Origin of the sequence: Comamonas sp. JUb58, from assembly GCF_004364775.1 — a bacterium.
Taxonomy (GTDB): domain Bacteria; phylum Pseudomonadota; class Gammaproteobacteria; order Burkholderiales; family Burkholderiaceae_C; genus Comamonas.
The window spans coordinates 1-24,880 of the sequence record NZ_SOAL01000025.1; the positions used below are offsets into that span (position 1 = coordinate 1).

Genomic DNA, 24,880 nt, shown 5'->3' on the forward strand with positions numbered 1-24,880 from the left:
TCATCAAGCGCCGCGCCTACGGATATCGAGATGAGGACTACTTCTTTCTCAAGATCCGCGCCGCGTTCCCCGGTATTCCTCGATGAACCTTTTTTATTGGCGCTGTTGGGCGTTGCTGTGCGCCGTCTTGCTAGCAAAGCTGGCGCCGATTGCCTGGTTGAGCCCAGATTCAGCCCTGGACCTCACGCATTCCGGGGGAGTCAGGGATGCATCTCTTGCAGCACCTGGAGACAGGCTAGCGTTACCTGGGCTTTCAGGCCGTATCGTTTATCAATGCGTTGCGTTGCGTGGCTGGTCAATTGCAGCCTTAAACCCAGGCCCTGGTGCTCTGCATGTCGCTGAAACGTAAGCTGGCAGAGCCCATTCATAATCAGCCCCCAACTTGTTCAAAAGGCCAATTTCTCATGGTGGATAAATCCTGGTTGCAGCAGCAGGTGCTGGAGCGGCTTGCTGCGGACCTGTTGCAGGTTGAGCAGGCGGTGAGTGCTGCGCATGAGGCAGCGACGCATGAGGAAAACATTGCCGAAAACAAGTACGACACCCTGGGCCTGGAGGCGGCCTACCTGGCGACGGGCCAGGCGCGTCGCGCTGAGGCGATCCGCCAGGCGCTGGTGCATTGGCGGCTCTTCTGCCCGCAGCCCTACAGCGCCAGCAGGGGCATACAGCTGGGCGCGCTGGTCTGCCTGCTGGATGCGGACGGGAAACAGCAGCAGATCTTTCTCGGCCCCGAAGGAGGAAATATGAAGCTGGTCATCGGCGCTGACACCATCCAGGTCATCAGCAGCCAAGCGCCCTTGGGCAAGGCGCTGCTGGGCAAGGCTGAGGGCGATGAAGTGACGCTGGAAGTGGCGCAGGCCAAGCAGCAATTGGAAGTGCTGTCGGTGACCTAGGACCCTGAAGGCCTGCGACCCTTGCGGCGCAGCTGTAGCACCGCCATGGCCCCCGCCAGCAAGGCTGACAGCAGCATCGCTGCCCAGGTGCTCAGGGTCGGGACCGCGGTGGGCGTGCCGGGGTTGGCCGTTGGCCCGGCTGTCACCGCAAAGCTTTGCTGCACTTGCGGGGCGGCGAAATAGGCGCCATTGCCTGCCTGGTTGGCATTGACCACACAGGTGCCCACGCTGAGGAAGTTCACCGTATTGCCCGTGACTGAACAAATCGCATCCGCCGAGGGATCAATCGAGAAGACCACGGGCTCGCCGGATCCACCGCCGGTGGCTGCAATGTCGTAGCTGCCTCCGACAGGCGCTGGATCGGGCGGCGTGGAGGTAAATGCAATGGCTTGGGGCGTGGCGCCATCCGATACGCCGTTCAGATTGATGGACTGAGTGCCTAGCTCCGTGCTTGCAAAGCTAAAGGTGTCCGACACCGGCCCAGCAGTGGTGGGAGGGGTGAAAGTGAAGGTGATGGTGCAGGGAGCGAATTGTGGATAGGGGCCTGCAACACAGGTGGAGCTGACGACAGCAAATGCGGGGTTGGCAGGAGGCGTGATGCTGTTGACGGTCAAGATGGGCGGAAAAGGGCCTTCGTACTGGACGGTCACGGTCTCCTGCGCCGATACGCTGCCCGCCACCGTATTGCTGAAGTTGATGCTGCCAGGCGTGAAGTTCAAACCCTGCGCCTGCACCGCCTGCAAGCCCAGCGCGGCCGTCAAGACAAGCAGCGACTTAGTAATCCATGAAATGAATATTTTCATACCAACTCCAGATAATTGAACTGGATGTTAGCACTTGCCTACTTCCCTGGATCATCGGGTAAAACCTGATGGCGGCCGCAGCAGCGGCCATGGCGGTGCATCAGCAGCGCGATGGATCAGAAGGGGGGAGAGCGTATCGCCATGCAGCGAGGGCAGATGCCTGCTTCCGGAACACAGACCTGGCAAGGTCCGGTGGAAAGGCTGGGGCGGAGCGCGTCGCAAAGACGGCGAGAGAGGATCAACGTGAAAAAAATGCCTGGCTACATGGAGAACCGCTGGCTAGCAAAAACGACCACTGGAGTGAAAACCCAGTAGGTCGCCCCACGATGAAACAAGGAACGGCGGCAATCGCTGAACCTTGGTTGCATCATATTCGCAAATGAGAACTATTCGCAAATAACCATATGTGCAAAAGGGCAATGGCTGTGCTTGGTGTGGATCAGGCGGTTCGGATGCCGCTGGCAAAGCGTATGCAGATCTGCCATACAAGCGGCGTAAGATGGACGCGCCGCGATGCCGGCTTCCTTGCCGCTGTCCCTGCGCAGCGGCAGACCCTGTGCATCAGCCAACGGGCGCTGCCCAGCCTGCGCCACGCGGTGATCTCCACGAACGGAATAGGACCTTCATCATGACCGTCAAAGCCTATGGCGCCCACGCGGGTGACCAACCTCTGGAAGCCCTGAACATCGAGCGCCGCACGCCGGGCGCCAAGGATGTGCAGATCCGCATTGCCTATTGCGGCGTCTGCCACTCCGACATCCACCAGGTGCGCTCCGAATGGGCGGGCACGCTCTACCCCTGTGTGCCAGGGCATGAGATTGTGGGCGAGGTGGCAGCCGTGGGCGCCGAGGTGAAGGATTTCAAACCCGGCGATCTGGTGGGCGTGGGCTGCATCGTTGACAGCTGCCAGCACTGCGTGGACTGCGGCATGGGGCTGGAGAACTACTGCAACCACATGGTCGGCACCTACAACGGCGCCACCGCCGATGCGCCTGGCCATACCCTGGGCGGTTATTCGCAAAGCATTGTGGTGCACCAGCGCTATGTGCTGCGGGTCAGCCACCCACCGGCCCAACTGGCCGCTGTGGCGCCGCTGCTCTGCGCCGGCATAACCACCTATTCGCCACTGCGCCACTGGCGCGTGGGCCCGGGCCACAAGGTGGGTGTGGTGGGCATTGGCGGCCTGGGCCATATGGGCATCAAGCTGGCCCATGCGATGGGCGCGCATGTGGTGGCCTTCACCACCTCCGAATCCAAGCGCGATGCGGCCAAGGCGCTGGGAGCCGCCGAGGTCGTGGTCTCGCGCAATGCCGATGAGATGGCCGCCCATGCGCAAAGCCTGGACTTCATCCTGAACACCGTTGCGGCCCCGCATGACCTGGACCCCTTCTTCAACCTGCTCAAGCGCGATGGCACGATGACCCTGGTGGGCGCGCCCTCGACTCCGCATCCATCGCCTGGTGTGTTTGGCTTGATCATGAAGCGCCGCAGCCTCGCCGGCTCGATGATCGGCGGCATCCCCGAGACGCAGGAGATGCTCGATTTCTGCGCCGAGCACGGCATCGTCGCGGACATCGAATTGATCCGCGCCGACCATATCAACGAGGCCTATGAGCGCATGCTGCGCGGCGATGTGGCCTACCGTTTTGTGATCGACAACGCCAGCCTCTGATCCGCTGAGCGCCTGTCGCTCCCCATGCAGTGCATGCCCTGGGCAAGCACTGCATTTTTCTTTTGGCGCAGCGGCGGAACTTGTGCCCCGGGGCCGCCTCAGACAGCGGCTCTTTGTTTTTGGTACTCGCCGCTATGTTGTCACGTCGCTCCCTGGTTATGTCTGGCAGTCTGTCTGCGGTGATGGCTGCGCTGCTGCCGATGGGCGAGGCGCTGGCCCGCAGCCCGCAGCCACCACGCAAAATGCCGGTGCTGTTCATCGGCCATGGCAGCCCGATGAATGCCATCAGCGCCAACCCCTTTACCCAGCACCTGCAAAACTGGGGCAGCAGCCTGCCCAGGCCCAGCGCCATCCTGGTGGTGTCGGCCCATTGGCTCACGCGCGGCAGCACCGGGGTGACGGTGAACGACAAGCCCTCCACCATCCACGATTTCTCCGGCTTTCCGGCCGATCTGCATGCGATGCAGTACCCAGCCGCCGGCCACCCCGCGCTCGCGGCCAAGGCGGCTGCCTTGGTGCGCAGCGGCCAGGCGCAGCTGACGGACCAATGGGGGCTGGACCACGGCACCTGGACCGTTCTGCACCACCTCTACCCCAAGGCCGATGTGCCGGTGTTCCAGGTCTCGATCGACTACAACCAGCCCGGCCCCTACCACTATGCGCTGGGCAAGGAGCTGGCTGCCTTGCGCGAGCAGGGCGTGCTGATCATCGGCAGCGGCAACATCGTGCACAACCTGCGGGCCACGGTGCGTGGCGCGCCCGAAGGGCTGATGGCCGCCCGCGACTGGGCCCAGCAGTTTGACGAAGCGGCCAAGCAGGCCTTGCTGGCGGGCAACCAGGAAGCGCTGGTGGCCTACCAGCAACTGCATGCCTCGGCCAAGATGGCTGTGCCGACACCCGACCACTACTGGCCCCTGCTGTATGCCTTGGGCGCTGCCCATGGCAGTGGCCCGGCGCGCCAGGTGTTCGAGGGCTTCCAGTCCGGCACCATCAGCATGCGCTGCCTGCAGTGGGATGCCTGATCAGCGCAGGCTTTGCAGCGCCTCGGCCAGGCGCTGCACGCCCCGCTCAATCTCGGGCAGGTCCAGCAAGGCATAGCCCATCACCACGCCGGCTTGCGCATGCCCGGCCTGCTGCAGGTAGAGCGGGCTGATCGGGTAGACGCGCACGCCGCGCTGCGCTGCCGCTTGCACCAGCTGCGCTTCCTGGCTGGCCGGTAACGCGGTAAACCACACCGACAGATGCAGGCCGCTGGCGGCACCCTGGATGCGCACCTGGCTGCCCAAGTGCTTGTCCAAGGCCTGCAGCAAGGCATGCTGGCGCGCATGTTGCTTGCGCCGCATGCGCCGCACATGGCGGGCATAGCTGCCGTCGTCGATCAGCTGCGCCAGTGCGCGCTGGGGGCCGGTGGCGGTATGGCGGTCGGTCAACAGCTTGGCCTGGGCAAACAGGCCGGCCAACGCGGGGGGCAGCACCATATAGCCCAGGCGCAGCTGCGGCGACAAGGTTTTGGAGAAGGTGCCCACATGGATCACGCAGTCCGCACTGTCCAGCGACAGGAGGCTGGGCTCAGGCCGCACCGTGTAGCGGTAGTCGCTGTCGTAGTCGTCCTCGATCACCCAGCAGCCCTGGACATGGGCCCAGTCGAGCAGCGCATGCCTGCGGGCAATCGGCAGGTAGCCACCCAGCGGAAACTGGTGGCCCGGCGTCACATAGGCCAGCTTGGCGGGCGCCTGCGCGGTCAGCGCCGCCAGTTGCGCGGTCTGCAGACCATCGTCATCCACATCGGCGCAAACCAGCTGCGCGCCATAGGCCTCAAACACCTGGTGCGCCATGCGGTAGCCGGGGTTCTCCACGACCACCGGGTCGCCAGGGTTCAGCAGCAGCCGGGCGCAGAGGTCCAATGCATGCTGCGAGCCGTTGACGACCAGGATCTGCTCGGTCGAGCAGGCCAGGCCACGCGTCTGGTGCAGGTGCTGCTGCAGCGCCTGGCGCAGCTCGGGTGCGCCCAGCGGCGATGCGTATTCCAGCCGCTGGCCGCGCTGGCCTTCGGCCCGGCGCAAGGCCTTGAGCCAGTGCAGGGTGGGGAAGTCGCTGCCCGCCAGCGGCCCGTAGACAAAGTCGATCATCCCAGCTGGATCGGGCACCGGCGGGCGCAGCGGCATGGCCTGCAGGCGCTGGGCAAAGGCAGACAGGCGGTCGGTGTCGGGCAGCTGGCTTTGGGGTTCGGAGGCAGCGGCAGCCTGGCCCTGCGCGCGGATGCGGTCGGCGGCACCTGCGGCCACGCGCGTGGCCGCCCCGGGCCGGGTGTCGACAAAGCCGTCCGAGGCCAGTTGCTCGTAGACCAGGCTCACGGTGCCGCGCGACAGGCCCCGCTCAGCGGCCAGCGCCCGGGTCGAGGGCAGGGCGGTGCCGGCCGCGTAGCTGCCATCGCCAATGCGCGCGCGGATGTCGCGGTACAGGCTGCGGCTGCTGGATGGTTTGGACAAGGGCGCTGGCATCGCGGGCAACTGGACCAGTGATTTTGTTGAAAACTGGCTATTTTTAACCAGAAGCCGGAGCCGCACAATCCGGGCTTGGCTGCGACCCAGTTCGGGCGCGGCAGCTGTTTTGACAGGGACCCAGAATGTTCAATGGTTTGAGTGCGTTTCCGCTGACCCCCATGGATGAGAGCGGCATCGATATGCCGGCATTTGCGCAGCTGGTGCAGCGCCTGGTGGCGGCCGGTGTGGATTCCATCGGTGCGCTGGGCTCCACCGGCAGCTATGCCTATCTCTCGCGTGCCGAGCGGGCTGAAGTGGCGGCATTGGCAGTGGAGCAGGCGCAAGGGGTGCCGGTGGTGGTGGGCATTGGCGCGCTGCGTACCCGCGATGTGCTGGCCTTGGCCGAGGATGCGCAAAAGGCCGGTGCCAGCGGCCTGCTGCTGGCCCCCGTCTCGTACCAAAAACTGTGCGACGACGAGGTCTATGGCCTCTACCAGGCCGTGTCGCGTGCGGTGTCGGTGCCCATCGTCGTGTACGACAACCCCGGCACTACGCGCTTTGAGTTCAGCGATGCGCTGCATGGCCGCATTGCGCAGCTGCCCCATATCGCCTCGATCAAGATCCCCGGCGTGCCGGCCGATGCGGCCGAGGCCAAGGCGCGTGTGCAGCGCCTGCGCGCTGTTGTGCCCGCCCATGTCAGCATCGGCGTCAGTGGCGACGCCTTGGGCGCCAAGGGCCTGGTGGCGGGTTGCGATGCCTGGTACTCGGTCATCGGCGGCCTCTGGCCCCAGACCACCTTGGCCATCACCCGCGCTGCACTGGCAGGCCATGCGGAGCAGGCGCTGGAGCTGTCCAACCGCCTCGCGCCGCTGTGGTCCTGGTTCCAGCAAAAGGGCGGCAGTTTGCGCTCGGTCGCCACCGCTGCCGAGCTGATGGGCCTGGCCCGCTCGCCCTGCCTGCCGCTGCCCTTGCACACCTTGCAGGGGGCCGATCGCGAGGCCCTGGCCGCTATGCTGAAAACGCTGGATCTGGCCTGAACTTCAGCAGCGTTCAAGCCGCCATGCGTCGGGCCTGCTCGCGCAGCAGATCCATAAAGTTCTGCTGCTCTTGCGAGGCCTCTTGGTCCTTGCGCGTCAGCATGCCAAACGGGGCCATCGGCACATCGATCTGCACCGGCAAGGTCTTCACCAGGCCCATGCGCAAATAGTCCTTCAAGGCCGAGTCGGACAGCAGCATGACGGCATCGGTCAGCTGCACCAGTTGCTGCATCGAGTAGACGGAGCTGCACTCGGTGATGTCAGCCGGCACGGGCAGCTCCAGGCTCTGCAGCAGCTGGTCCAGCGCAATGCGCGCGGGCGTGCTGGCAGGCTGCAAGATCCAGGGCCAGTCGCGCACCAATTCCTCCCAGTTCAGCTTGCGGCGCCGCGCCAGCACATGGCCGCTGCGCACCACCACCAGCAGGCGCTCATTGCCCAACGCTTCAAAGTCATAGGCCTCGCTGTCGCCGGCGATGCGGCGGCGCGCAATGGCCAGGTCAATGCGGCGCTGGTCCAGCAGGCGCAACACCTGGTCGCTGGTGTCGCCCATGATGCGCAGGCGCAGCTGCGGGTTCTGCGCTTTCATCTCGGCCACGGCCGTCATCACCAGGTCGGGCGCCGCACCCATGATGGTGCCAATCGCCAGGTAGCCATAACCGCCCTGGCGGCGCACCGCCAGGTCCTCGGCGCAGCGGTCCAGGCTGTTGAGCGAGGCCTCGGCAAAACGCACCAGCTGCAAGCCCAGCGCGGTAGGGCGCATGCCGCGTGGCAGGCGCTCAAACAGCTGGCAGCCAAACATGTCTTCGATCTCGCGCAGCATGCGCGTGGCAGCGGGTTGCGACATCGACAGGCTGATCGATGCGCGGTGCAGATTCAGGCTCGATCCCAGCGCCACCAGCATGTGCAGATGCTTGTAGCGCAGGCGGTTGAGCAGGCTGCGTTGCAGCGGTGGCGCGGCCGATAGAGCGGGCTTTTTAGACATAAATAAAAGGTATCGGATATGACTGAAATTTGATTTGTTAGGCATCAATCATGCGCGTACATTCAGCTCCACACAAGAACGAATGACCCTATCAGGAGACAAACATGACCGCCTTCGCGCACACTTTTTTCAGACCCCCCGCCTCACGACGGCGCTAGCGCAAGCCGCGCCCCACCGGCGCAGCAACCGCTACGCCAGCTTCTCCTTTCTCGCTCCCCGCTGCGCCTGCTCTTTCGCAGGCGTGCTGGCCGCGCATTGTCTTTAAGGATTTGTCGTGAAAAAACTCCCCGCTCCCTTGCTCGCCAAGATCTCCTGGCGCCTGCTGCCCTTCCTGCTGCTGATGTATATCATGGCCTTCCTGGACCGGGCCAATGTGGGCTTTGCCAAGGTGGCCTTCCAGGCCGATACCGGCATCAGCGACGCCGCCTTTGCGTTTGGCGCCGGCGTGTTCTTTGTTGGTTATGCGCTGCTGGAAGTGCCCAGCAATCTGATCATGCATCGCATCGGCGCACGCATCTGGATGTGCCGCATCATGGTCACCTGGGGCCTGGTGTCGGCCGCGATGATGTTTGCCCATAACGAGACCACCTTCTATGTGCTGCGCTTCCTGCTGGGCGTGGCCGAAGCGGGCTTCTTCCCCGGCGTCATCCTGTACCTCACCTACTGGTTCCCTGCAGCACACCGGGCGCAGGCCATGGGCTTTTTCTACTTCGGCGCGCCACTGGCCTTTATCTTTGGCAGCCCCTTGTCGGGCTTGCTGCTGGAGCTCGATGGCATGGGTGGCTGGCACGGCTGGCAATGGCTGTTTGCGGTTGAGGGCCTGATGGCGGTGGCCGTCGGTATCTGGTCGTACTTCTACCTCACCAACCGCCCGGCCGATGCCCAGTGGCTGACCGCCGACGAGCGCCGCCAGGTGCAGGACATCATCGACAGCGAAGAGCGCGCCAAGGGCGGCCACCAGCACAGCCTGCTCGCTGCCATGTGCCAGCCACGCGTGCTCTATCTGGCCCTGGTCTATCTGCTGATCCAGGCCAGCGTCTACGGCGTGGTGTTTTACCTGCCCAGCCAGGTGGCGGGCCTGTTGGGTACTAAGGTGGGTCTGCAGGTGGGCCTGGTCTCGGCCATCCCCTGGCTCTGCGCACTGCTGGCCGCCTGGTGGGTGCCGGGCTTTGCCCAGCGCAGCCAAAAGCCCCGCAGCGTGGCCAGCGCGACCCTGATCGTCGCCGCGATCGGCATGGCCGCATCGGTCAGCTTTTCCAGCCCGCTGCTGGGCGTCGCAGCCCTGTGCTTTGCGGCGGCCGGTTTTATCGCGGTGCAGCCGGTGTTCTGGACCTTTCCTGCCAACACGCTGGCCGGCGCTGCCGCAGCGGGTGGCATTGCGCTGATCAATTCGCTGGGCGCTGTCGGCGGCTTTGTGGCCCCCATCGTCAAGAACTGGGCCGAAGGCCATTTCCACTCACCCGCCGCAGGCCTGTACCTGCTGGCAGGCACAACGGTACTGGCAGCGCTGCTGGTGCTGGGCATCCGGGCCCGCATGGCGCCCGCTGCGCTGCAGCCCCAGGCCGCTGCCTAAATTGCATAAGGAGCAAACACCACCATGAGCCAGATCCCCACCATCAAGCAAGTGCGCGCCTATACCCTGAAAGGGGGCGGTGCCGACTACCACGACCAGGCCGATGGCCACTGGATCGACGACCACATCGCCACGCCGATGGCCAAGTACCCCGAGTACCGCCAGAGCCGCCGCAGCTTTGGCATCAATGTTCTGGGCACCCTGGTGGTGGAGATCGAGGACAGCGCTGGCAACGTCGGCTTTGCCGTCACCACCGGCGGCGAGCCGGCCGCCTATATCGTCGAGAAGCACCTGGCGCGCTTTCTCGAAGGCGCCAAGGTCACCGACATCGAGCGCATCTGGGACCAGATGTACTGGTCCACCCTGTACTACGGCCGCAAGGGCATTGTGATCAACACCATCTCCGGCGTGGACCTGGCGCTCTGGGACTTGCTGGGCAAGGTGCGCGGTGAGCCGGTGCACCAGCTGCTGGGCGGCGCGGTGCGCGATGAGCTGCAGTTCTACGCCACCGGTGCGCGCCCCGATCTGGCGCAGAAGATGGGCTTTATCGGCGGCAAGATGCCCCTGCACCATGGCCCGGCTGAAGGCGAAGAAGGCCTGCGCCGCAACCTGGAGGAACTGGCCACGATGCGCGAGCGCGTGGGGCCGGATTTCTGGCTGATGCTGGACTGCTGGATGAGCCTGGACCTGAACTACGCCACGCGCCTGGCCCAGGGCGCCCAGGCCCACGGCCTGAAGTGGATCGAAGAGGCACTGCCGCCCGATGACTACTGGGGCTATGCCGCGCTGAAGAAGAACGTGCCCACCGGCATGCTGGTGACGACGGGCGAGCATGAGGCCACGCGCTGGGGCTTTCGCCAACTGCTGGAGATGGGTTGCTGCGACATCATCCAGCCCGATGTTGGCTGGTGCGGTGGCATCACCGAGCTGCTGAAGATCTCGGCGCTGGCCGATGCGCACCAGGCGCTGGTGATTCCACATGGCTCCAGCGTCTACAGCTACCACTTTGTGGCCACGCGCCACAACAGCCCGTTTGCCGAGTTCCTGATGATGGCGCCCAAGGCCGACGAGGTGGTGCCGATGTTCCACCCGCAGCTGCTGTGCGAGCCCGTGCCGGTGCAGGGCCGCATGCGCCTGTCGGCGCTGGACAAGCCCGGCTTTGGCGTGGAGCTGAACCCCGCCTGCGAACTGCACCGCCCCTATACCCATTGATCAACCATTGATAAGCATTGGTGGGCCCGCGCCGACGGCCCACCCAGGAGACACCCTATGGATTTGCCATTGAACCCCTTCAAGGCCGCGCTGCGCCGCAGCGAGCCGCTCTACGGTATCTGGGCCGGCTTTGCCACGCCTTATGCGGCCGAGATCATCGCCACCACCGGCTACGACTGGATGCTGGTGGATGGCGAGCATGCGCCCAACACCGTGCCCACCCTGCTGGCGCAGCTGCAAGCCGTGGCGCCCTATGCCACACACCCGGTGGTGCGTGCCGTGCATGGCGATGCAGTGCTGATCAAGCAGCTGCTGGACGCCGGCGTGCAGACCCTGATGGTGCCGATGGTCGAGACGGCCGAGCAGGCCCGCGCGCTGGTACAGGCCATGCGCTACCCGCCGCATGGCATCCGGGGTGTGGGCGGTGGCCTGACCCGTGCCACGCGCTGGGATGCGGTGCCCGACTACATCCGCACCGCGCATGAGCAGCTCTGCCTGGTCGTGCAGATCGAGTCGCGCCTGGGCGTGGAAAACGCCGCCGAGATCGCGGCGGTCGACGGTGTTGATGCCGTCTTTATCGGCCCGGCAGATCTATCGACCGGCATGGGCCATGCGGGTGATGCCAGCCAGCCCGAGGTGCAGGACTGCATACGCCGCACCATCGAGACCACCTTGGCCCATGGCAAGGCCTGCGGCATTCTGGCGCCGCGTGAAGAGGATGCGCGCCGCTACACCGAATGGGGCTGCCGCTTTGTGGCGGTGGCCATCGATATCAGCCTGATGCGCCAGGCCGCCGTGGCCAACCTGGCGCGCTACCGTGCTCCTACCCAGCCGGCCATTGTCTCTACCACCTACTGAGGACGACCCCATGCCCACCACCCCTGTTTTGCGCAACTACATTGCCGGCGCTTTCACGGACAGCGCCGAGCTGCACGAGGTCCGCAACCCCGCCACCGGCGCAGTGCTGGCGCAGTCGCCGCTGGCAACCCAAGCCGATGTGGACCGCGCGATTGCGGCAGCGCGCGGCGCGCAAAAGGCCTGGGCGCGCCGCCCTGCGATCGAGCGTGCGCAGTACCTGCGCCGCATTGCCGCCCGCCTGCGCGAGAACGTGGCCCGCATTGCGCGCACCATCACCGAGGAGCAGGGCAAGGTGCTGGGCCTGGCCGAGGTGGAGGTGAACTTCACCGCCGACTACCTGGACTACATGGCCGAGTGGGCGCGCCGCATTGAGGGTGAAGTCATCAGCAGCGACCGGGCCAACGAGCAGATCTTTCTGCTGCGCAAGCCGATGGGTGTGGTGGCCGGCATCCTGCCCTGGAACTTCCCCTTCTTCCTGATCGCGCGCAAGATGGCACCGGCGCTGCTCACCGGCAACACCATCGTCATCAAGCCCAGCGAAGAGACCCCCATCAACTGCCATGCCTTCACCGAGCTGCTGGCGCAGTGCGAGCTGCCCGCCGGCGTGTTCAACGTGGTCTATGGCCAGGGCGGCACCGGCGGTGCGCTGTCGGCCCATGCCGGGGTGGACATGATCAGCTTTACCGGCAGCGTGGGCACCGGCGAGCGCATTGCCGCAGCTGCTGCGCCGCATATCACCAAGCTCAACCTGGAGCTGGGTGGCAAGGCGCCTGCGATTGTGCTGGCCGATGCCGACCTGGACCTGGCCGTCAAGGCCATCCGTGATTCGCGCATCATCAACACCGGCCAGGTCTGCAACTGTGCCGAGCGCGTCTATGTGCAGCGCCAGGTGGCCGACGAGTTCACCGCGCGTATTGCCAAAGCGATGGCCGCCACGCGCTATGGCGACCCGATCGCACAGGCCGATGTGGAGATGGGCCCGCTGATCAACCAGAAGGGCCTGGACAGCGTGGACGCCAAGGTGCGCCGTGCGCTGGCCGATGGGGCGCAATTGGTGACCGGTGGCCAGGTGGCTGATCTGGGTGCTGGCTTCCACTACCAGCCCACGGTGCTGGCCGGCTGCCGCGCCGATATGGAGATCATGCGCAAGGAAATCTTTGGCCCTGTTCTGCCGATCCAGGTGGTCGAGGACCTGGACGAGGCGATTGCGTTGGCCAATGACTGCGAATATGGCCTCACGTCCTCGCTGTACACCCGCGACCTGTCCAAGGCCATGCAGGCGATGCGCGAGATCGACTTTGGCGAGACCTACATCAACCGCGAGAACTTCGAGGCGATGCAGGGCTTCCATGCCGGCGTGCGCAAGTCGGGCGTGGGTGGTGCCGATGGCAAACACGGGCTGTATGAGTACACCCATAGCCATGTGGTCTACCTGCAGTCCTGAGGGAACGCTGCTGCTGAGACCTAACAGCCCCAGCTATCCGCGATGAATAAGGCCGCCAACCCGGGTTCACCAGGTTGGCGGCCTTTTGTTCGTGGCGTTGCGCCGATCAGGGCTTGGCGCTGAGCCCTTCCACCACCGCGCGCACTTGCTGCAGCACCTCGTCGGCGAGTGCCGGATCGGACTTGACGACGCCGCGCGAGATGGCCATCGCGCCCACCAGGGCTGCCACCAGGGTGCTGGCCAGCGCCTGGCGCTGCTGCGGGTCGCCGCTGGGTGGCAAGGCCGCCTCAATGCCGGCGCGCAGCTCGGCAAAGCCGTCGCTGAAGCTGCGGCTCACGGCCTCGCTCTGCCGGCCCGCATCGCAGGCGGTGGAGACCAGCGGGCAGCCCCGCGTCATGTCATCGCGCACCTGGGGGTTGAGGTAGCTGTCCAGGTAGGTGGCCATCGCATGCTCGCTCTTTTCACTGGCCCGCTTGACCCGGCCAAAGCCTTGCCCAAACCCATAGGCCAGCGCCTGGGCGGCCAGATCCTGCTTGTCGCTGAAATGCTTGTACAAGGCGCCCTGCGTCAGGCCCGCCTGCTGGCAGATATCGGCCACGCCCGTGCCATCGATACCGCGTTCCTTGAACAGCGCAGCGGCGGCATCCAGCAGTGCCTGGCGGTTCTGTTGCGCTTGTTCCTTGGTGACTTTCATCGCAAATACCCTGCTTGAACCTGTGCTTGACAGGTTTTGATTGTGATCGCTATCATTGTAGCTCCTCCGTCGATAACCTCCAAATAACATGCTCGCTTCCCGACTCGCCATGCTGCTCCAGCGCCATGGCATCCATTACGCCTGGGTGATTGCCGCCATCACCTTTTTGGCCATGCTGGTCACCTCAGCGGCGCTGGGCCTGCCGGGGGTGCTAATGCAGCCGCTGGCGGTGGAGTTTGGCTGGAGCGTGCGTGATTTGTCCTCGGTGTTTGCCACCCGCTTTGCGCTGTATGGCCTGCTCGGTCCGTTTGCTGCTGTCATTTTGCTGCGCTATGGCGTATCGCGCGTGGTGGCGCTGGCCGCCGCCGTGATTGCCAGTGCCTTGCTGCTAGGCCTCTTCATGCACAACCTGGGCCAGGCCTTTGTGCTCTGGGGCATTGTGCTGGGCATGGGCACGGGCCTGACTGCGATGGTGCTGGGTGCCACGGTGGCCAACCGCTGGTTTGTACAGCGCAAGGGCCTGGTCATGGGTTTGCTGGCGGGCAGCAGTGCCACCGGCCAGCTGCTGTTCTTGCCGGCTGCTGCCTGGCTGATTGCGCAGTACGGCTGGCGCTGGGCCTTGCTGCCAGTGGTGGCGGCATCGGCCGTGGTGCTGGTGTTGGTGCTGTTGTTCATGCGCGACAGCCCGGCCCAGATGCAGCTGGCCCCTTATGGCGCTGACCCTGCTGCAGCGCCCGCCGCGCCCGCACCCCGCGCCAGCTGGGGCCTGCCCTTCAGCACCTTGGCCGCTGCCTCGCGCGTGCCGGCCTTCTGGATTCTGGCGGGCACCTTTTTCATCTGCGGGCTCAGCACCAATGGGCTGATCCAGACCCACTTCATCTCGCTCTGCGGTGACTACGGCCTGGGGCCGGTGCCAGCGGCCTCGGTGCTGGCGATGATGGGCATTTTTGACCTGGTGGGCACCACCTTGTCGGGCTATCTGTCGGACCGCTATGACAGCCGCAAGCTGCTGTTCTGGTACTACGGCCTGCGCGGGCTGTCGCTGTTCTGGCTGCCGTATTCCGAGTTCACCGTAGCCGGCCTGTCGCTGTTTGCCGTGTTCTATGGCCTGGACTGGATTGCCACCGTGCCGCCCACCGTCAAGCTGGTGGCCAGCGAGTTCGGGCCCGAGCGCGCCGCCCTGGTGTTTGGCTGGGTGTTTGCCGCGCACCAGCTCGGTGCTGCGGTGGCCGCCTATGGCGCAGGTCTGGCGCGCTCGGTGCTGTCGTCCTACTCACCCGCGTTGTTTGTGGCCGGCGCCGCCTGCCTGGTGGCGGCAGCGGCGGTGCTGTGGGTGCGCAAGCCAGTGATCGCCTTGCGCGCCGTGGGTTAATCTGCCCGCGCGCCCGAGCGTTTCACAATCTCGGCCCATTTCTTTTCTTCGCTGCGCATATAGGCCAAAAACTCCTGCGGGCTCGACCCCACCGGCTCGGCGCCCATGCGCTGGTACTGCGCGGCCACCTCGGGCTTGCGCAGCGCCTGCTGCGCGGCCTGGGCCAGTTTGCCCACAATCTCGGGCGGCGTGTTCTTCGGGGCCCAGAGGCCATACCAGGTGCTGGTGGCATAGTCGGCAATGCCCGATTCCTGCATGGTCGGAATCTGCGGCAGCGAGCTGGAGCGCTTGGCGGTGGTCACGGCCAGCGCCTTGAGCTTGCCCGAGGTGATAAAGGGCATGGCCGAGGGCATCGAATCAAACATCAGCTGGATCTGGCCGCCCATCAGATCGGTGAGCGCCGGCGAGCTTCCCTTGTAGGGCACATGCTGCATGGCAATGCCGGTCTTGAGCTTGAACAGCTCGCCCGACAGGTGCTGCGACGAGGCATTGCCGGCCGAGCCAAAATTGACCGTGCCCTTGCTCTTTTTCAGATAGGCCACCAGCTCTTGCACGTTCGACACCGGCAGCTCGCTGTTGACCACCAGCACCAGCGGCACATCGACGATCTGCGTGATCGGCGCAAAGTCGTTGAAGGAGTCATACGGCACCTTGTCGTAGACCGAGGGGTTGATCACCTGCAGCGAGGCATTGGCCAGCAAGGTATAGCCATCGGGCTGGGCCTTGGCGACCTGGGCCGCGCCCACCATGCCGCTGGCACCGGGCTTGTTGTCGATGAAGATGGTCTGCTTCAGGCTCTCGCTCATCGAGATGGCGACCAGGCGCCCGACCAGGTCGGTGGGGCCGCCGGGCGGGTAGGGGATCACCATGCGGATGGTCGAGGCCGGGTAGTCGGCCGTCGATGCCGCAAGTGCTGCGGGCAGGCCGCTGCCCAGCAGGGCCAGGCCCAGGCCGGTATGCAGCAGCGATTGCAGGGCCTGGCGGCGCTGGGGTGAATGGCCTTGTGTCATGTCTTGTCTCCTTGTATTTGTAGCGCGACCTTGCCCAGCACCTCGCGGCTGTGCAGCGCATCCAGCGCATCGCAGAGCTGGTTCATGGCGTACACCCGCGAGATGTCGGGATGGATGGCGTCGCGGTGGGTCATCTCAAACAGCGCGGCCATCATGGCCTGCATGGCGGTGGCATGGCGCTGGCGCTCGTTGGCGGGCGTCCAGCCGATGTACTGGCCATAGAAGAAGCCGTGGATCGTCAGGTTCTTGACCAGCGCGATATTCATCGGCACCTTGGGGATCGTGCCGCTGGCAAAGCCGATGATGACGATGCGCCCGTTCTGCGCGGTGCAGCGCAGCGCCTGCAGCAGCAGGTCGCCGCCCACGGGGTCAAATACCAGGCTTGCGCCTTTGCCGCCGGTCACCGCCTTGACCTGTTCGATCAGGTGCTGCGGGTCGACTGCATGCTGCGCGCCACGGCGCAGGGCCGCCTGGCGCTTGTCTTCGCTGCTGGCGCAGGCAATCACCTGCACACCGGGCACCTGGGCGGCCAGCTCGACGGCCGCCGCACCCACGCCCGAGCCGGCACCCAGCACCAGCAGGCTGTCGCCCGCCTGCAGCGCCGCGCGCCAGTGCAGGGCGGTGTAGGCCGTGCCGTAGGAGATCGGCAGCGCCAGCGCGCGCAGCGGGTCCAGCCCCGCCGGCACGGCATACACGGTGCTGGCATGCACCTTGGCCTGCTGCGCATAGGCGCCCCAGTCGCAGATAAACACCACCGGGTCGCCCACCTGAACATGGGCCACGGCGCTGCCGCATTGCAGCACCTGGCCCACGCCTTCGGTGCCGGGCACAAAAGGCAGGGGCGGGGTCTTCTGGTACTTGCCCTCGATCAGCAGGCCGGTGGCGTGGCTGACGGTGGCATGGCGCACGTCGATCAGCACCTCGTCGGCCGCCAAGGCGGAGGGAGGCTCGGTGCTTTGGACGGCAGTCACATCGCGGGGCAGGCCGAAGCTGCGGCAGACAATGGCTTTCATGGCGCAGTTCCTTTCACAGGCCGATGACCTGGCGGGCCGCCAGTGCGTCGATCTCGTCTGGCGCCAGGCCCAGGCTGCGCAGAATCTGCAGGCTGTCGGCACCAATGCGCGGTGCAGGCAGCGGTGCACCGGGCTTGGCCGGCCAAGGGGTGGCCGCCATCAGCACCTCGCCAAAATCGGGCTGCTGCAGGGTCTTGAAGGTGGCCAGGTGCCGGGCCTGCGGGTGCTGCACCACATCGGCCGCGCCATGCACCACGGCATGCAGCACGCTGTGCTGATTGAACAGTGCGCGCAGCTCGGCCAGGGATCGGTCTGCCACGGCGCGGGCCAGCTCGGCATGCAGTACCGCCTTGTGCTGCAGCCGCAGCGCATTGCTGGCAAAGCGTGGATCGCTGTCCCAGCCGGCCAGGTCCAGCGCCTTGCCAATGCGCAGAAACTGCTCGTTGTTCAGCGCCAGAATCGTCAAGCGACCATCGGCCGCATCAAAGATGCCATTGGGCGCGCTGACGGCCGCCTTGACGGTCTGGCCGCCCAGCACCTCTTCCGACAGCGCGGTCGATTGCAGCGCGCAACAAACGTTGAACAGGTTCAGCTCCACATGCTGGCCCTTGCCGGTCTTCAGGCGCTGCAGCAGTGCGGCAGTGCAGGCCTGCGCGGCATAAACACCGGTGGCAATGTCGGCCAGCAAAAAACCGATGCGCTGCGGCGCGCCCTGCGCATCGCGGTTGCTGTTCATCAGGCCGGTGTCGGCCTGCATGACCGAGTCGGTCGCCGGGTTGTCGGCAAAAGGGCCGTCTGCACCATAGCCGCTGATCGACACATAGACCGGCTCCAGCCCCAGCGCCTGGAGCGCGGCAAAGTCCAGGCCCAGGCGTTCTACGACCTGGGGGCGAAAGTTCTGCACCACCACATCGGCATCACGCGCCAGTTGCAGGATCAGCGCTTTGCCCTCGGGCTGCTTGGCATCGACCGCCAGGCTTTGCTTGCCGGCGTTGTAGGTGCTGGACAAGGTGCTGTGGCCATTGCGGGCGACGCCCACATGGCGGCCCCAGTCGCCCTGGGCGGGTTCGACCTTGATGACCTCGGCGCCCTGGTGGGCGAGCAGCTGGGCGCAGTAGGGGCCGGCCACGCCCTGGCTCAAATCCAGGACCTTGAAACCGGCGAGCGGGGTAAACCCCAGTGTTGACTCTGGCGTCACGTATTGTCTCCTTGCATGGCCCGGGCTAGGCGACACCCGCCCGGACGTTTGTTGTGAGACCCATGTTAAAAACGCGAAGCCGCTTTGGGAACTGCCAAAGCACAGCCATCAGTGGTGATTCAGAATCAACAATCAAAAGGGGATGCCGGCCATGGACCTGAACCTGGTGCGTTTGTTTGTGGCGATTGCCGAGTCGCGCAACCTGAGCGATGCGGCACAGCGCTCGGGCGTCACGCGCTCGAATGTGTCGCGCCGGCTGGCGCTGCTGGAAAAGCAGTTTGGCGCGCAGCTGCTGCGCCGTACCACCCGGCATATGGAACTGACCCAGGCCGGCCGCATCCTGCATGGCCAATGCCTGCAGGCCCTCAATGCGCTGCAAAGCGCCCAGCTGCAGATCGACCAGATCCACCAGACCATCAGTGGCGAGATCCGCGTGCGCATCCCCACCGGTTTGGGGCATTTCCACCTCAAGCCGCTGATCCTGGACTTTTGCCAGGCGCATCCCGATCTGCTGCTGCGCCTCGTGATCAACGACCAGATCCATGACCTGGTGGCCTCCAAGGTGGACCTGGCCATCCACATCACCTCGGCACCGCTGGAAGACCATGTGGCCACCCGCGTCTGCGGCATCGAATGGGGGCTGTTTGCCACCCCGGCCTATCTGCAGACCCTGGGCCTGGCGCTGCAAACCCCGCAGGACATCAAGCACGCCCGGCTGCTGGCGCCCCTCAACATCCACCACCGGCTGGAGTTCTGGCGGCACAGCGATGGCCTGCATGAGCAGGTGCAGAGCATGCCGTCAATCCAGTCGGGCGACTACCAGTTCCTGTTCAACTCCGCGATGGCCGGCCTGGGCGTGGTGCTGCTGCCCTACTATGCCGTGCGGGATGCCATCGCCCAGCGCAGCCTCGTGCAGGTGCTGGATGGTTTTGGCGTCAAAGGCGTGGGCGATGCGCTCTATGTGGTGCGCGCGCCCAACCGCCAGCCCTCGGCGGCCACCCTGGCGCTGATCGAGCTGCTGGTCTCATCGATCCAGAAGATGGCGCCGGGCTGGCGCCTGGGCACGGCGGTTTGAGCTAGCAAGGCTCGCCGGCATGGTTGCGACTGATGTGGAACACAAACTCCGCGTCGGGCAGGCTGGTGAAGCGCTTCAGTACCTCTCGGTAGGTCTGGTCCGGGTCCAGTGCTGCCAGGCGCTCGGGGTAGAGCATCTTGGCCAGGTGCTCCAGCGCGGCGATATGGAAGGCGCTGTCGTAGAACTGGTGGTAGAGCGCCTGCACACAGCCGCCGGCCCCTGCAGTGGCCAGCGCCAGGCCCTTGCGTTGCATCAGCCGGGCCATGGCCTGCTCGGCCTCGTTGACGGAGATGTCGTAGCCAAAGGGGATGGTGCGCGCGCCTTTGCGCTGGCGCTGGGTGCCGGTCATCAGGTAGACATCGGGCTGCAGGCCGATCAAGGTTTCCAGCGCGATATCGCCCGTCATGCCGGGCAGCAGTTGCTTGGCGATATTGCGCCCGCCCACTGCCTCGATCAGGTAGCCCCAGGCGGTATTGCCCTGCGAGAAGCAGCACTGCGCCAACCCCAGGCGCCCGGCCCGTATCTCGACAAACAGGCGTGGCGGGCGTGGCGCGGTGGCTGCCACCTGCTGGATGGCGTTCAGGCGCGCTTGGTAGAAGTCCAGATAGGCCTGGGCCTCGGCCTCGCGGCCCAGCACCTGGCCCAGCATCTGCAGCATGGCGGGCAGGTGCGCCACCGGGTTGCGCGAGCTGTCCACATAGAGGATCGGAATGTGCAGCGCCGCCAGCAGCGCGGCAATGCGGCCGCCCTCTACCGCAGGGCGGCTCTCCAGGCTCAGCAGCACCAGGTCGGGGCGCAGGCGTAGCAGTGCTTCCAGATCTACATGGCCTGCGCTGTCAAACGGCAGCAGCGGCAGCTGCGTGGCATGGGGCCAGCGCTGCTGCATCAGCCGCCACAGGCTGGGGTCGGAGTCGCCCAGCGAGTTGTTCCAGCCGGCAAGGCGGGCAAACGGGTCCTCGCGCTCCAGCAGTGCCAGCGCGGTCATTGTGTTGCCGTTTTGCACATAGATGCGCTGGGGCGGCGCGGCGATGCGGACCAGGCGGCCCGCAACATCGCGCACCTGCAGCGGGTAGGCTGCCAGCGCGACCGTGCTGGTGGCCAGCAAAAGCGCAAGGACGGCGAGTAGCCGCTGCAGGCCCTTCATGGCGGGTCTCCTGCGGTGGTGCCATCCACCACGATCTGCAGCCAGCCTTGTGAGCAGCTTTGCACCCGGGCCTGCACGCCATAGACCTCGGCGAGCATCGCCGGTGTCAAGGTCTGCGCCGGGCTGCCGCTGGTGTAAAGGCTGCCGCGCCGCAGCACGATGAGCGCATCGGCCCAGCGCGCGGCCAGGTTCAAATCATGCAGCACGGCGATGACGATGCGGCCTTGCTGGGCAAGCATGCGCGCCGTGCCCATCACGAGTGCCTGGTGGCGCAGATCCAGCGCGCTGGTGGGCTCGTCCAGCAGCAGGATGGCCGGCTCGCGGATCACCGATTGCGCCAGGCTCACCAGCTGGCGCTGGCCGCCCGAGAGGCTGTCGAGCGGCAGCAGGGCCAAATGGGCAATGCCCAGCTGCTGCAGCAAGGCATGCACCCGTTCGATGGGGGTGGCGTTGGCCGGTGCATTGCTGGAGCTGTTTTGGCTGCGCAAAGCGGCCAGCAGGCTCTCCAACACCGTCAGCGCCACGCCTTCCGCAGCGAACTGCGGCATATAGCCGACATACTGCGCGCGCTGCGCGGGCCGCAGCGCATGCAAGGCAGTGCTGCCCAGCTGCAGGCTGCCACGGGCAGGCACCAGGCCCGCCAGCGCCTTGAGCAGGCTGGACTTGCCCGCGCCATTGGGGCCCACCAGCGCAGTTACCTGGCCGGGCTGCAGCGGCGGCAGTTGCAGCTGGTCGATGACCTGGCGCTGGCGGTAGCCCACGCTCAGGCCCGTTACCAGCAAGGGGGAGGGCGGTTTCATGCGCGTGCCCCGCTGCGAAAGATCAGCCACACAAACAGCGGCACACCGACCAGCGCGGTGACAATGCCCACCGGCAGCAAGGTGCCGGGCACCAGGGTCTTGCTGGCGATGGAGGCCAGCGACATGATGAGCCCGCCCATCAGCGCACTGGCAGGCAGAAAGATGCGGTGGTCCTCACCCACCAGCATGCGCGCGATGTGCGGCCCAACCAGGCCGACAAAGCCGATGGTGCCGGTAAAGGCCACGGCGGTGGCGGCCAGCAGGCTCACGCGCAGCAGCGATGCCAGGCGCAGGCGGTTCAGATCGATGCCAAAGCTCAAGCTGCGCTCTTCGCCCAGGCGCAGCACATTGAGTTGCCAGGCCGCGCGCAGCGAGAACGGCAGCACGCAGGCAATGACCAGGGCCAGCAGCTGCAGCTTGGTCCAGTTGGCGCGCGCCAGGCTGCCCATGCTCCAGAACACCAGCTGCTGCAGCGCATCGGGCGAGGCCACATACTGCAGCAGCGCCACCAGCGCATTGCAGCTGAACACCAGCGCAATGCCGAACAGCACCAGAATCTGGCGCGAGCCAGGCCGGGCCCGGGCGGTGGCCTGCAGCAGCAGCACCGAGGCAAAGGCAAACACAAAGGTGTTGACCGGCACCATGGCCTCTTCCGGCAGGCCCGGAATGCCCAGGCCCAGCACCAAGGCCAGTGCGGCGCCCAGCGCAGCGGCGGATGAGACCCCCAAGGTAAAGGGGCTGGCCAGTGGGTTGTTCAGGATGGTCTGCATCTCGGCGCCGGCCAGCGACAGCGCCACGCCCACCAGCACCGCCATCAGGGCATAGGGCAGGCGCAGGTCCTGCACGATCAGTGCAGTCTCCAATGGCACTTGGCTGGGCAGAAACACCGCGGTGGCCAAGGTCGCCCAGCCCAGATCGGTGGAGCCCACCGACAGATCGGCCGCCACACTGAGCAGCAGGCCGACGGCCATCGCCAGCAACAGGCAAAGGCGCTTGCGCATGAGCTGGGCATAGCCTTGCGCCAGGGCCTGCGCAGAGGCAGGTAATGCGCCAGGCATGGCAGCAGACGCGGCGCCCAGCGGCGCTGCGGGCAGCGCCGGGGTGGAGGGGCGGGCCATCAGAACGCGGCGCGCAGCGCGACGGTGATATTGCGTGGATCGCCGTAGTAGGTCTGGCGGTAGCGGCCGCCGGCAAGGCGGTCGAAATAAGTCCGGTCGAACAGGTTGTTCACCGTTACCGTGGCCTGCAGGTGGCGGTTGATCTCATAGCCCGCCTGCAGCGCATAGACGGCATAGCCGCCCTGGCGCCAGGTGGTGTTGCCATAGGTCGTGGCATTGCTGCTATAGGCCTGCATGCCGCCGCCAATCCACAGCCGGCGCAGTGGCTCGGCGGCAAAGCGGTACTTGGTCCACAGCGAGAAGTTGTGGCGCGGGAAGGAGCTGTTGAACGGCTGGCCCTCGGTATCCACACTGCCGCTGACATGGCGCGTGTCGGTGTAGGCATAGCCGGCGGTCATGTCCCACTGCGGGCTCAGCTTGCCCGATACCTCGGCCTCAAAGCCCTGGCTGCGCACGACGCCGGAGGGCAGCGAAAAGCCTTCGTTGAGCGGGTCCGTCACCGCGCGGTTTTCGTCCTGGATGCGGAATATCGCCAGGTGGGCGTTGAGGCGCTTGTCCATGAACTCGCCCTTGATGCCCATCTCCAGCTGGTTGCCGGTGCGGGCCGGCAGGAAGGCGCCGCTCACCACCGTATCGGTCTGCGGAGCAAACACCTTGTTGGCGCTGGCGTAGACGGACAGCTGCGTGTTCAGGTCATAGACCAGGCCCAGGCTGGGCACGAACTTGGCGCGGATGGACTGGTCATTGGCCGGTTGCTCGGGGTCTTGCGTCTCCCACCAGGCCAGGCGGCCGCCCACCAGCACGGTCAGCGGCTGCACGGGCTTGATACGGGCATGGGCATAGACGCCATGGTTGGTGACCCGGGTCTTGGGCAAGGTGCCGATGCGCTGCGGCTGCATCAGCAGGTCATGGTCGGGCTGGTCGGCATTCTGCTGAAAGCTGCTGGGGCTGCCTTGCACCTGGCCGCCCTGGTAGGTCTGGTAGTTGGCGCCGACGATCAGGGTCTGCTCCAGCCCGTTCCAATCCATCGGCAGCGACAGGTAGGCATCGATGCCCCGGTCGCGCTCGCGCGACTTCTGGTGGGTGGACAGGATGGTCACCTCGCGGCTGACCGGGTTCAGGTAGCTGTTGGACCAGTAGCGGTCAAACTCGGTGCCGCGCAGAAACTGGTTGGCGCTCAGCTTGAACTTGCCGCCACCGTCCAGTTGGTGCTCCAGCTCGGCAAAGTAGCGCGTTGCGTAGTCGTCCTTCTTGCCATGGATGGAGCCCAGAAAGGTCGAGCGATCCAGGTCCGGGTTGCGGCCATCGGCCAGCAGAGGCAGGCCGGCAAAAGACAGCGAGCTGCCGCGCTGCTCGGTCGCGCCAATGGACAAGGTGGTGCTGGGGCTGAAGTCGTACTCCAAGGTGCCATAGACCGTGTTGCGGCGCAGGTAGACCTCATCGACAAAGCTGTCGCGGTCGTCATAGATGCCGACCAGGCGCCCGCGCAGCGTGCCCGAGGCATTGAGCGCACCGGTCACATCCAGCTCTTGGCGGCGCTGGCCCCAGGAGCCCAGCACGGTGGCCGATTGCACCAGAAAATCCGCATGCGCGCGCTTGCGCACCAGGTTGATGGTGCCCGAGGGCTCGCCCGCGCCTTCGAGCAAGCCGGTGGGGCCGCGCCATATCTCCACCCGGTCGTACAGGCCCACATCCATCAAGGTGTTGCCCCAGATGCCCTGGCCGCCCTTGGCCGGCAAGCCATCGATCAGGTAGTTGCCCATCAGAAAGCCCCGGGCCTCGATGTTGACGATGCCGGTGCCCGTGGGCTTGGTGCGCATGCCTGTGACATAGCGCATGGAGTCGGCCAAGGTGGTGGCGTTCTGGTCTTCGATCTGCTGGCGGGTCAGCACCGAGATGGACTGCGGAATCTCGCGCAGCGCATGCTCGCCCTTGCCAATGCTCACCGCCCGCGTGGTGTAGGACTGGCTGTGCTCGGTGGTGGCGCCGGCATAGCTGTCGCGCACCACCGTGGTGGGCAGCGAGATGGCGGCGGCTGCCCCGGCTGCGGCATCGGCCGGGGTGGCTGAGGATGCGGCGGCCGGTTGCACGCTGATCGCGCCGCTGGCGGTGATGGCCAGTGCCAGGCCGCTGCCGCGCAGCGCTTGCTGCAAGGCCTGCTCCACCGTCAGCCGGCCGCTGATGGCCGGGGCCTGGCGGCCTGCGAGCAGGGCCGGGTCCATCGACGCGACCAGACCGGCCTGCGTGGCAATGCGGTTCAAGGTCTGGGCCAGCGGGCCGCTGGCGATGTCGATCCCCAGCGCCGACTGCATGGCGGCCGGTGTGCTGCGGGTGGCGGCAGAAGGCGAGGTTTGTGCCTGGCTGGCCGAGGCGCCGGCCAGCGCCAGCGAGGCGGCTAGAACCGAGCGGCGAACGAGAGGTGTGCTGCGAAACATATGGAACTTCCCTGTGCTTTTGTGGTGCATCTGGAAGGCTTGTGTATCGAGCACGCGAAACCGGACA

21 protein-coding genes are annotated in these 24,880 nt (G+C 65.8%); 10 read left to right on the top strand and 11 right to left on the bottom strand.

From position 1 onward, the window contains the following. The first annotated feature begins 407 nt into the window (after positions 1-407). A complete protein-coding gene (locus EDF71_RS21800) occupies positions 408-890 on the top strand; it encodes a GreA/GreB family elongation factor (RefSeq protein ID WP_133858696.1) in 483 nt (160 codons plus the stop codon). Here EDF71_RS21800 and EDF71_RS21805 read toward each other — a convergent pair. After that, entirely contained in the window at positions 887-1,693 is an 807-nt protein-coding gene (locus EDF71_RS21805) for an IPTL-CTERM sorting domain-containing protein (RefSeq protein ID WP_133858637.1), read from the bottom strand. The genes EDF71_RS21800 and EDF71_RS21805 overlap by 4 nt on opposite strands. A gap of 628 nt (positions 1,694-2,321) precedes the next feature. Between EDF71_RS21805 and EDF71_RS21810 the strand changes: the two genes are divergently transcribed. Together EDF71_RS21810 and ygiD are read left to right on the top strand one after the other, a co-directional pair. Further along, positions 2,322-3,365, top strand: a complete 1,044-nt coding sequence (locus tag EDF71_RS21810; RefSeq protein WP_133858638.1) for an NAD(P)-dependent alcohol dehydrogenase — start codon at positions 2,322-2,324, stop codon at positions 3,363-3,365. Positions 3,366-3,523: 158 nt separating this feature from the next. Continuing rightward, positions 3,524-4,387: a 4,5-DOPA dioxygenase extradiol gene (gene ygiD, locus EDF71_RS21815; RefSeq protein WP_243854398.1), complete on the top strand. Its 864-nt coding sequence runs from the start codon at positions 3,524-3,526 to the stop codon at positions 4,385-4,387. Here the strand turns inward: ygiD and EDF71_RS21820 are convergent, their stop codons facing one another. Then, positions 4,388-5,854 carry a PLP-dependent aminotransferase family protein gene (locus EDF71_RS21820; RefSeq protein ID WP_347876685.1) on the bottom strand — a complete coding sequence of 489 codons (1,467 nt, stop codon included), beginning with the start codon at positions 5,852-5,854 and terminating at the stop codon, positions 4,388-4,390. A gap of 137 nt (positions 5,855-5,991) precedes the next feature. Between EDF71_RS21820 and EDF71_RS21825 the strand changes: the two genes are divergently transcribed. Next, the gene (locus EDF71_RS21825) at positions 5,992-6,885 is read left to right on the top strand and encodes a dihydrodipicolinate synthase family protein (protein WP_133858641.1); all 894 of its coding nucleotides are present in this window, start codon (positions 5,992-5,994) and stop codon (positions 6,883-6,885) included. 13 nt (positions 6,886-6,898) lie between these two features. Here the strand turns inward: EDF71_RS21825 and EDF71_RS21830 are convergent, their stop codons facing one another. Next, a complete protein-coding gene (locus tag EDF71_RS21830) occupies positions 6,899-7,867 on the bottom strand; it encodes a LysR family transcriptional regulator (RefSeq protein WP_243854399.1) in 969 nt (322 codons plus the stop codon). A gap of 274 nt (positions 7,868-8,141) precedes the next feature. Here EDF71_RS21830 and EDF71_RS21835 point away from each other — a divergent pair, with 274 nt between their 5' ends. Genes EDF71_RS21835 through aldA form a run of 4 tightly spaced genes read left to right on the top strand, consistent with a single transcriptional unit; the run spans position 8,142 to position 12,954 of the window. Further along, entirely contained in the window at positions 8,142-9,440 is a 1,299-nt protein-coding gene (locus tag EDF71_RS21835; protein ID WP_133858643.1) for an MFS transporter, read from the top strand. A gap of 24 nt (positions 9,441-9,464) precedes the next feature. Next, the gene (gene rhmD / locus EDF71_RS21840) at positions 9,465-10,652 is read left to right on the top strand and encodes an L-rhamnonate dehydratase (RefSeq protein WP_133858644.1); all 1,188 of its coding nucleotides are present in this window, start codon (positions 9,465-9,467) and stop codon (positions 10,650-10,652) included. Positions 10,653-10,709: 57 nt separating this feature from the next. Further along, positions 10,710-11,510: an HpcH/HpaI aldolase/citrate lyase family protein gene (locus EDF71_RS21845; RefSeq protein ID WP_133858645.1), complete on the top strand. Its 801-nt coding sequence runs from the start codon at positions 10,710-10,712 to the stop codon at positions 11,508-11,510. A gap of 10 nt (positions 11,511-11,520) precedes the next feature. Beyond that, positions 11,521-12,954, top strand: coding sequence for an aldehyde dehydrogenase (gene aldA, locus EDF71_RS21850; RefSeq protein ID WP_133858646.1), 1,434 nt, complete (start codon positions 11,521-11,523; stop codon positions 12,952-12,954). Between the two features lie 106 nt (positions 12,955-13,060). On the opposite strand, the gene EDF71_RS21855 is transcribed toward aldA, so the two are convergent. Then, positions 13,061-13,648: a TetR/AcrR family transcriptional regulator gene (locus EDF71_RS21855; RefSeq protein ID WP_166656615.1), complete on the bottom strand. Its 588-nt coding sequence runs from the start codon at positions 13,646-13,648 to the stop codon at positions 13,061-13,063. A gap of 88 nt (positions 13,649-13,736) precedes the next feature. On the opposite strand from EDF71_RS21855, the gene EDF71_RS21860 reads away from it, so the two are divergent. Beyond that, on the top strand, positions 13,737-15,020 hold the full coding sequence (locus EDF71_RS21860; protein WP_133858648.1) for an MFS transporter: 1,284 nt from the start codon (positions 13,737-13,739) through the stop codon (positions 15,018-15,020). Here the strand turns inward: EDF71_RS21860 and EDF71_RS21865 are convergent. From EDF71_RS21865 to EDF71_RS21875, 3 genes are read right to left on the bottom strand one after another with little or no spacing between them, the layout of a single operon-like run. Beyond that, positions 15,017-16,030: a tripartite tricarboxylate transporter substrate binding protein gene (locus EDF71_RS21865; protein WP_133858649.1), complete on the bottom strand. Its 1,014-nt coding sequence runs from the start codon at positions 16,028-16,030 to the stop codon at positions 15,017-15,019. The genes EDF71_RS21860 and EDF71_RS21865 overlap by 4 nt on opposite strands. Continuing rightward, positions 16,027-17,043 (bottom strand): NADPH:quinone oxidoreductase family protein, encoded by a 1,017-nt coding sequence (locus tag EDF71_RS21870; RefSeq protein WP_133858650.1) that lies wholly within the window; start codon positions 17,041-17,043, stop codon positions 16,027-16,029. Before EDF71_RS21870 ends, EDF71_RS21865 begins: the two co-directional genes overlap by 4 nt. 13 nt (positions 17,044-17,056) lie before the next feature. Beyond that, complete coding sequence (locus EDF71_RS21875; RefSeq protein WP_133858651.1) at positions 17,057-18,241, bottom strand: CoA transferase; 1,185 nt, start codon at positions 18,239-18,241, stop codon at positions 17,057-17,059. 151 nt (positions 18,242-18,392) lie between these two features. Here EDF71_RS21875 and EDF71_RS21880 point away from each other — a divergent pair, with 151 nt between their 5' ends. Continuing rightward, complete coding sequence (locus EDF71_RS21880) at positions 18,393-19,316, top strand: LysR family transcriptional regulator (RefSeq protein WP_133858652.1); 924 nt, start codon at positions 18,393-18,395, stop codon at positions 19,314-19,316. Between the two features lies 1 nt (position 19,317). Here EDF71_RS21880 and EDF71_RS21885 read toward each other — a convergent pair whose 3' ends face one another. From EDF71_RS21885 to EDF71_RS21900, 4 genes are read right to left on the bottom strand one after another with little or no spacing between them, the layout of a single operon-like run. Further along, the gene (locus EDF71_RS21885; protein WP_133858653.1) at positions 19,318-20,460 is read right to left on the bottom strand and encodes an ABC transporter substrate-binding protein; all 1,143 of its coding nucleotides are present in this window, start codon (positions 20,458-20,460) and stop codon (positions 19,318-19,320) included. After that, positions 20,457-21,260, bottom strand: coding sequence for an ABC transporter ATP-binding protein (locus tag EDF71_RS21890; protein WP_133858654.1), 804 nt, complete (start codon positions 21,258-21,260; stop codon positions 20,457-20,459). The genes EDF71_RS21885 and EDF71_RS21890 overlap by 4 nt, the downstream gene beginning before the upstream one ends. Further along, entirely contained in the window at positions 21,257-22,378 is a 1,122-nt protein-coding gene (locus tag EDF71_RS21895; RefSeq protein ID WP_243854400.1) for an iron ABC transporter permease, read from the bottom strand. Before EDF71_RS21895 ends, EDF71_RS21890 begins: the two co-directional genes overlap by 4 nt. Then, entirely contained in the window at positions 22,378-24,813 is a 2,436-nt protein-coding gene (locus EDF71_RS21900; protein ID WP_166656616.1) for a TonB-dependent receptor, read from the bottom strand. Before EDF71_RS21900 ends, EDF71_RS21895 begins: the two co-directional genes overlap by 1 nt. Positions 24,814-24,880 lie beyond the last annotated feature (67 nt).

Bases quoted from the DNA above. Each gene is read 5' to 3' on its own strand.
- EDF71_RS21805 (WP_133858637.1), bottom strand. From the start codon at position 1,693: ATGAAAATATTCATTTCATGGATTACTAAGTCGCTGCTTGTCTTGACG.
- EDF71_RS21810 (WP_133858638.1), top strand. From the start codon at position 2,322: ATGACCGTCAAAGCCTATGGCGCCCACGCGGGTGACCAACCTCTGGAA.
- ygiD (WP_243854398.1), top strand. From the start codon at position 3,524: ATGTCTGGCAGTCTGTCTGCGGTGATGGCTGCGCTGCTGCCGATGGGC.
- EDF71_RS21825 (WP_133858641.1), top strand. From the start codon at position 5,992: ATGTTCAATGGTTTGAGTGCGTTTCCGCTGACCCCCATGGATGAGAGC.
- EDF71_RS21830 (WP_243854399.1), bottom strand. From the start codon at position 7,867: ATGTCTAAAAAGCCCGCTCTATCGGCCGCGCCACCGCTGCAACGCAGC.
- rhmD (WP_133858644.1), top strand. From the start codon at position 9,465: ATGAGCCAGATCCCCACCATCAAGCAAGTGCGCGCCTATACCCTGAAA.
- EDF71_RS21845 (WP_133858645.1), top strand. From the start codon at position 10,710: ATGGATTTGCCATTGAACCCCTTCAAGGCCGCGCTGCGCCGCAGCGAG.
- aldA (WP_133858646.1), top strand. From the start codon at position 11,521: ATGCCCACCACCCCTGTTTTGCGCAACTACATTGCCGGCGCTTTCACG.
- EDF71_RS21855 (WP_166656615.1), bottom strand. From the start codon at position 13,648: ATGAAAGTCACCAAGGAACAAGCGCAACAGAACCGCCAGGCACTGCTG.
- EDF71_RS21860 (WP_133858648.1), top strand. From the start codon at position 13,737: ATGCTCGCTTCCCGACTCGCCATGCTGCTCCAGCGCCATGGCATCCAT.
- EDF71_RS21865 (WP_133858649.1), bottom strand. From the start codon at position 16,030: ATGACACAAGGCCATTCACCCCAGCGCCGCCAGGCCCTGCAATCGCTG.
- EDF71_RS21870 (WP_133858650.1), bottom strand. From the start codon at position 17,043: ATGAAAGCCATTGTCTGCCGCAGCTTCGGCCTGCCCCGCGATGTGACT.
- EDF71_RS21880 (WP_133858652.1), top strand. From the start codon at position 18,393: ATGGACCTGAACCTGGTGCGTTTGTTTGTGGCGATTGCCGAGTCGCGC.
- EDF71_RS21885 (WP_133858653.1), bottom strand. From the start codon at position 20,460: ATGAAGGGCCTGCAGCGGCTACTCGCCGTCCTTGCGCTTTTGCTGGCC.
- EDF71_RS21890 (WP_133858654.1), bottom strand. From the start codon at position 21,260: ATGAAACCGCCCTCCCCCTTGCTGGTAACGGGCCTGAGCGTGGGCTAC.
- EDF71_RS21895 (WP_243854400.1), bottom strand. From the start codon at position 22,378: ATGGCCCGCCCCTCCACCCCGGCGCTGCCCGCAGCGCCGCTGGGCGCC.
- EDF71_RS21900 (WP_166656616.1), bottom strand. From the start codon at position 24,813: ATGTTTCGCAGCACACCTCTCGTTCGCCGCTCGGTTCTAGCCGCCTCG.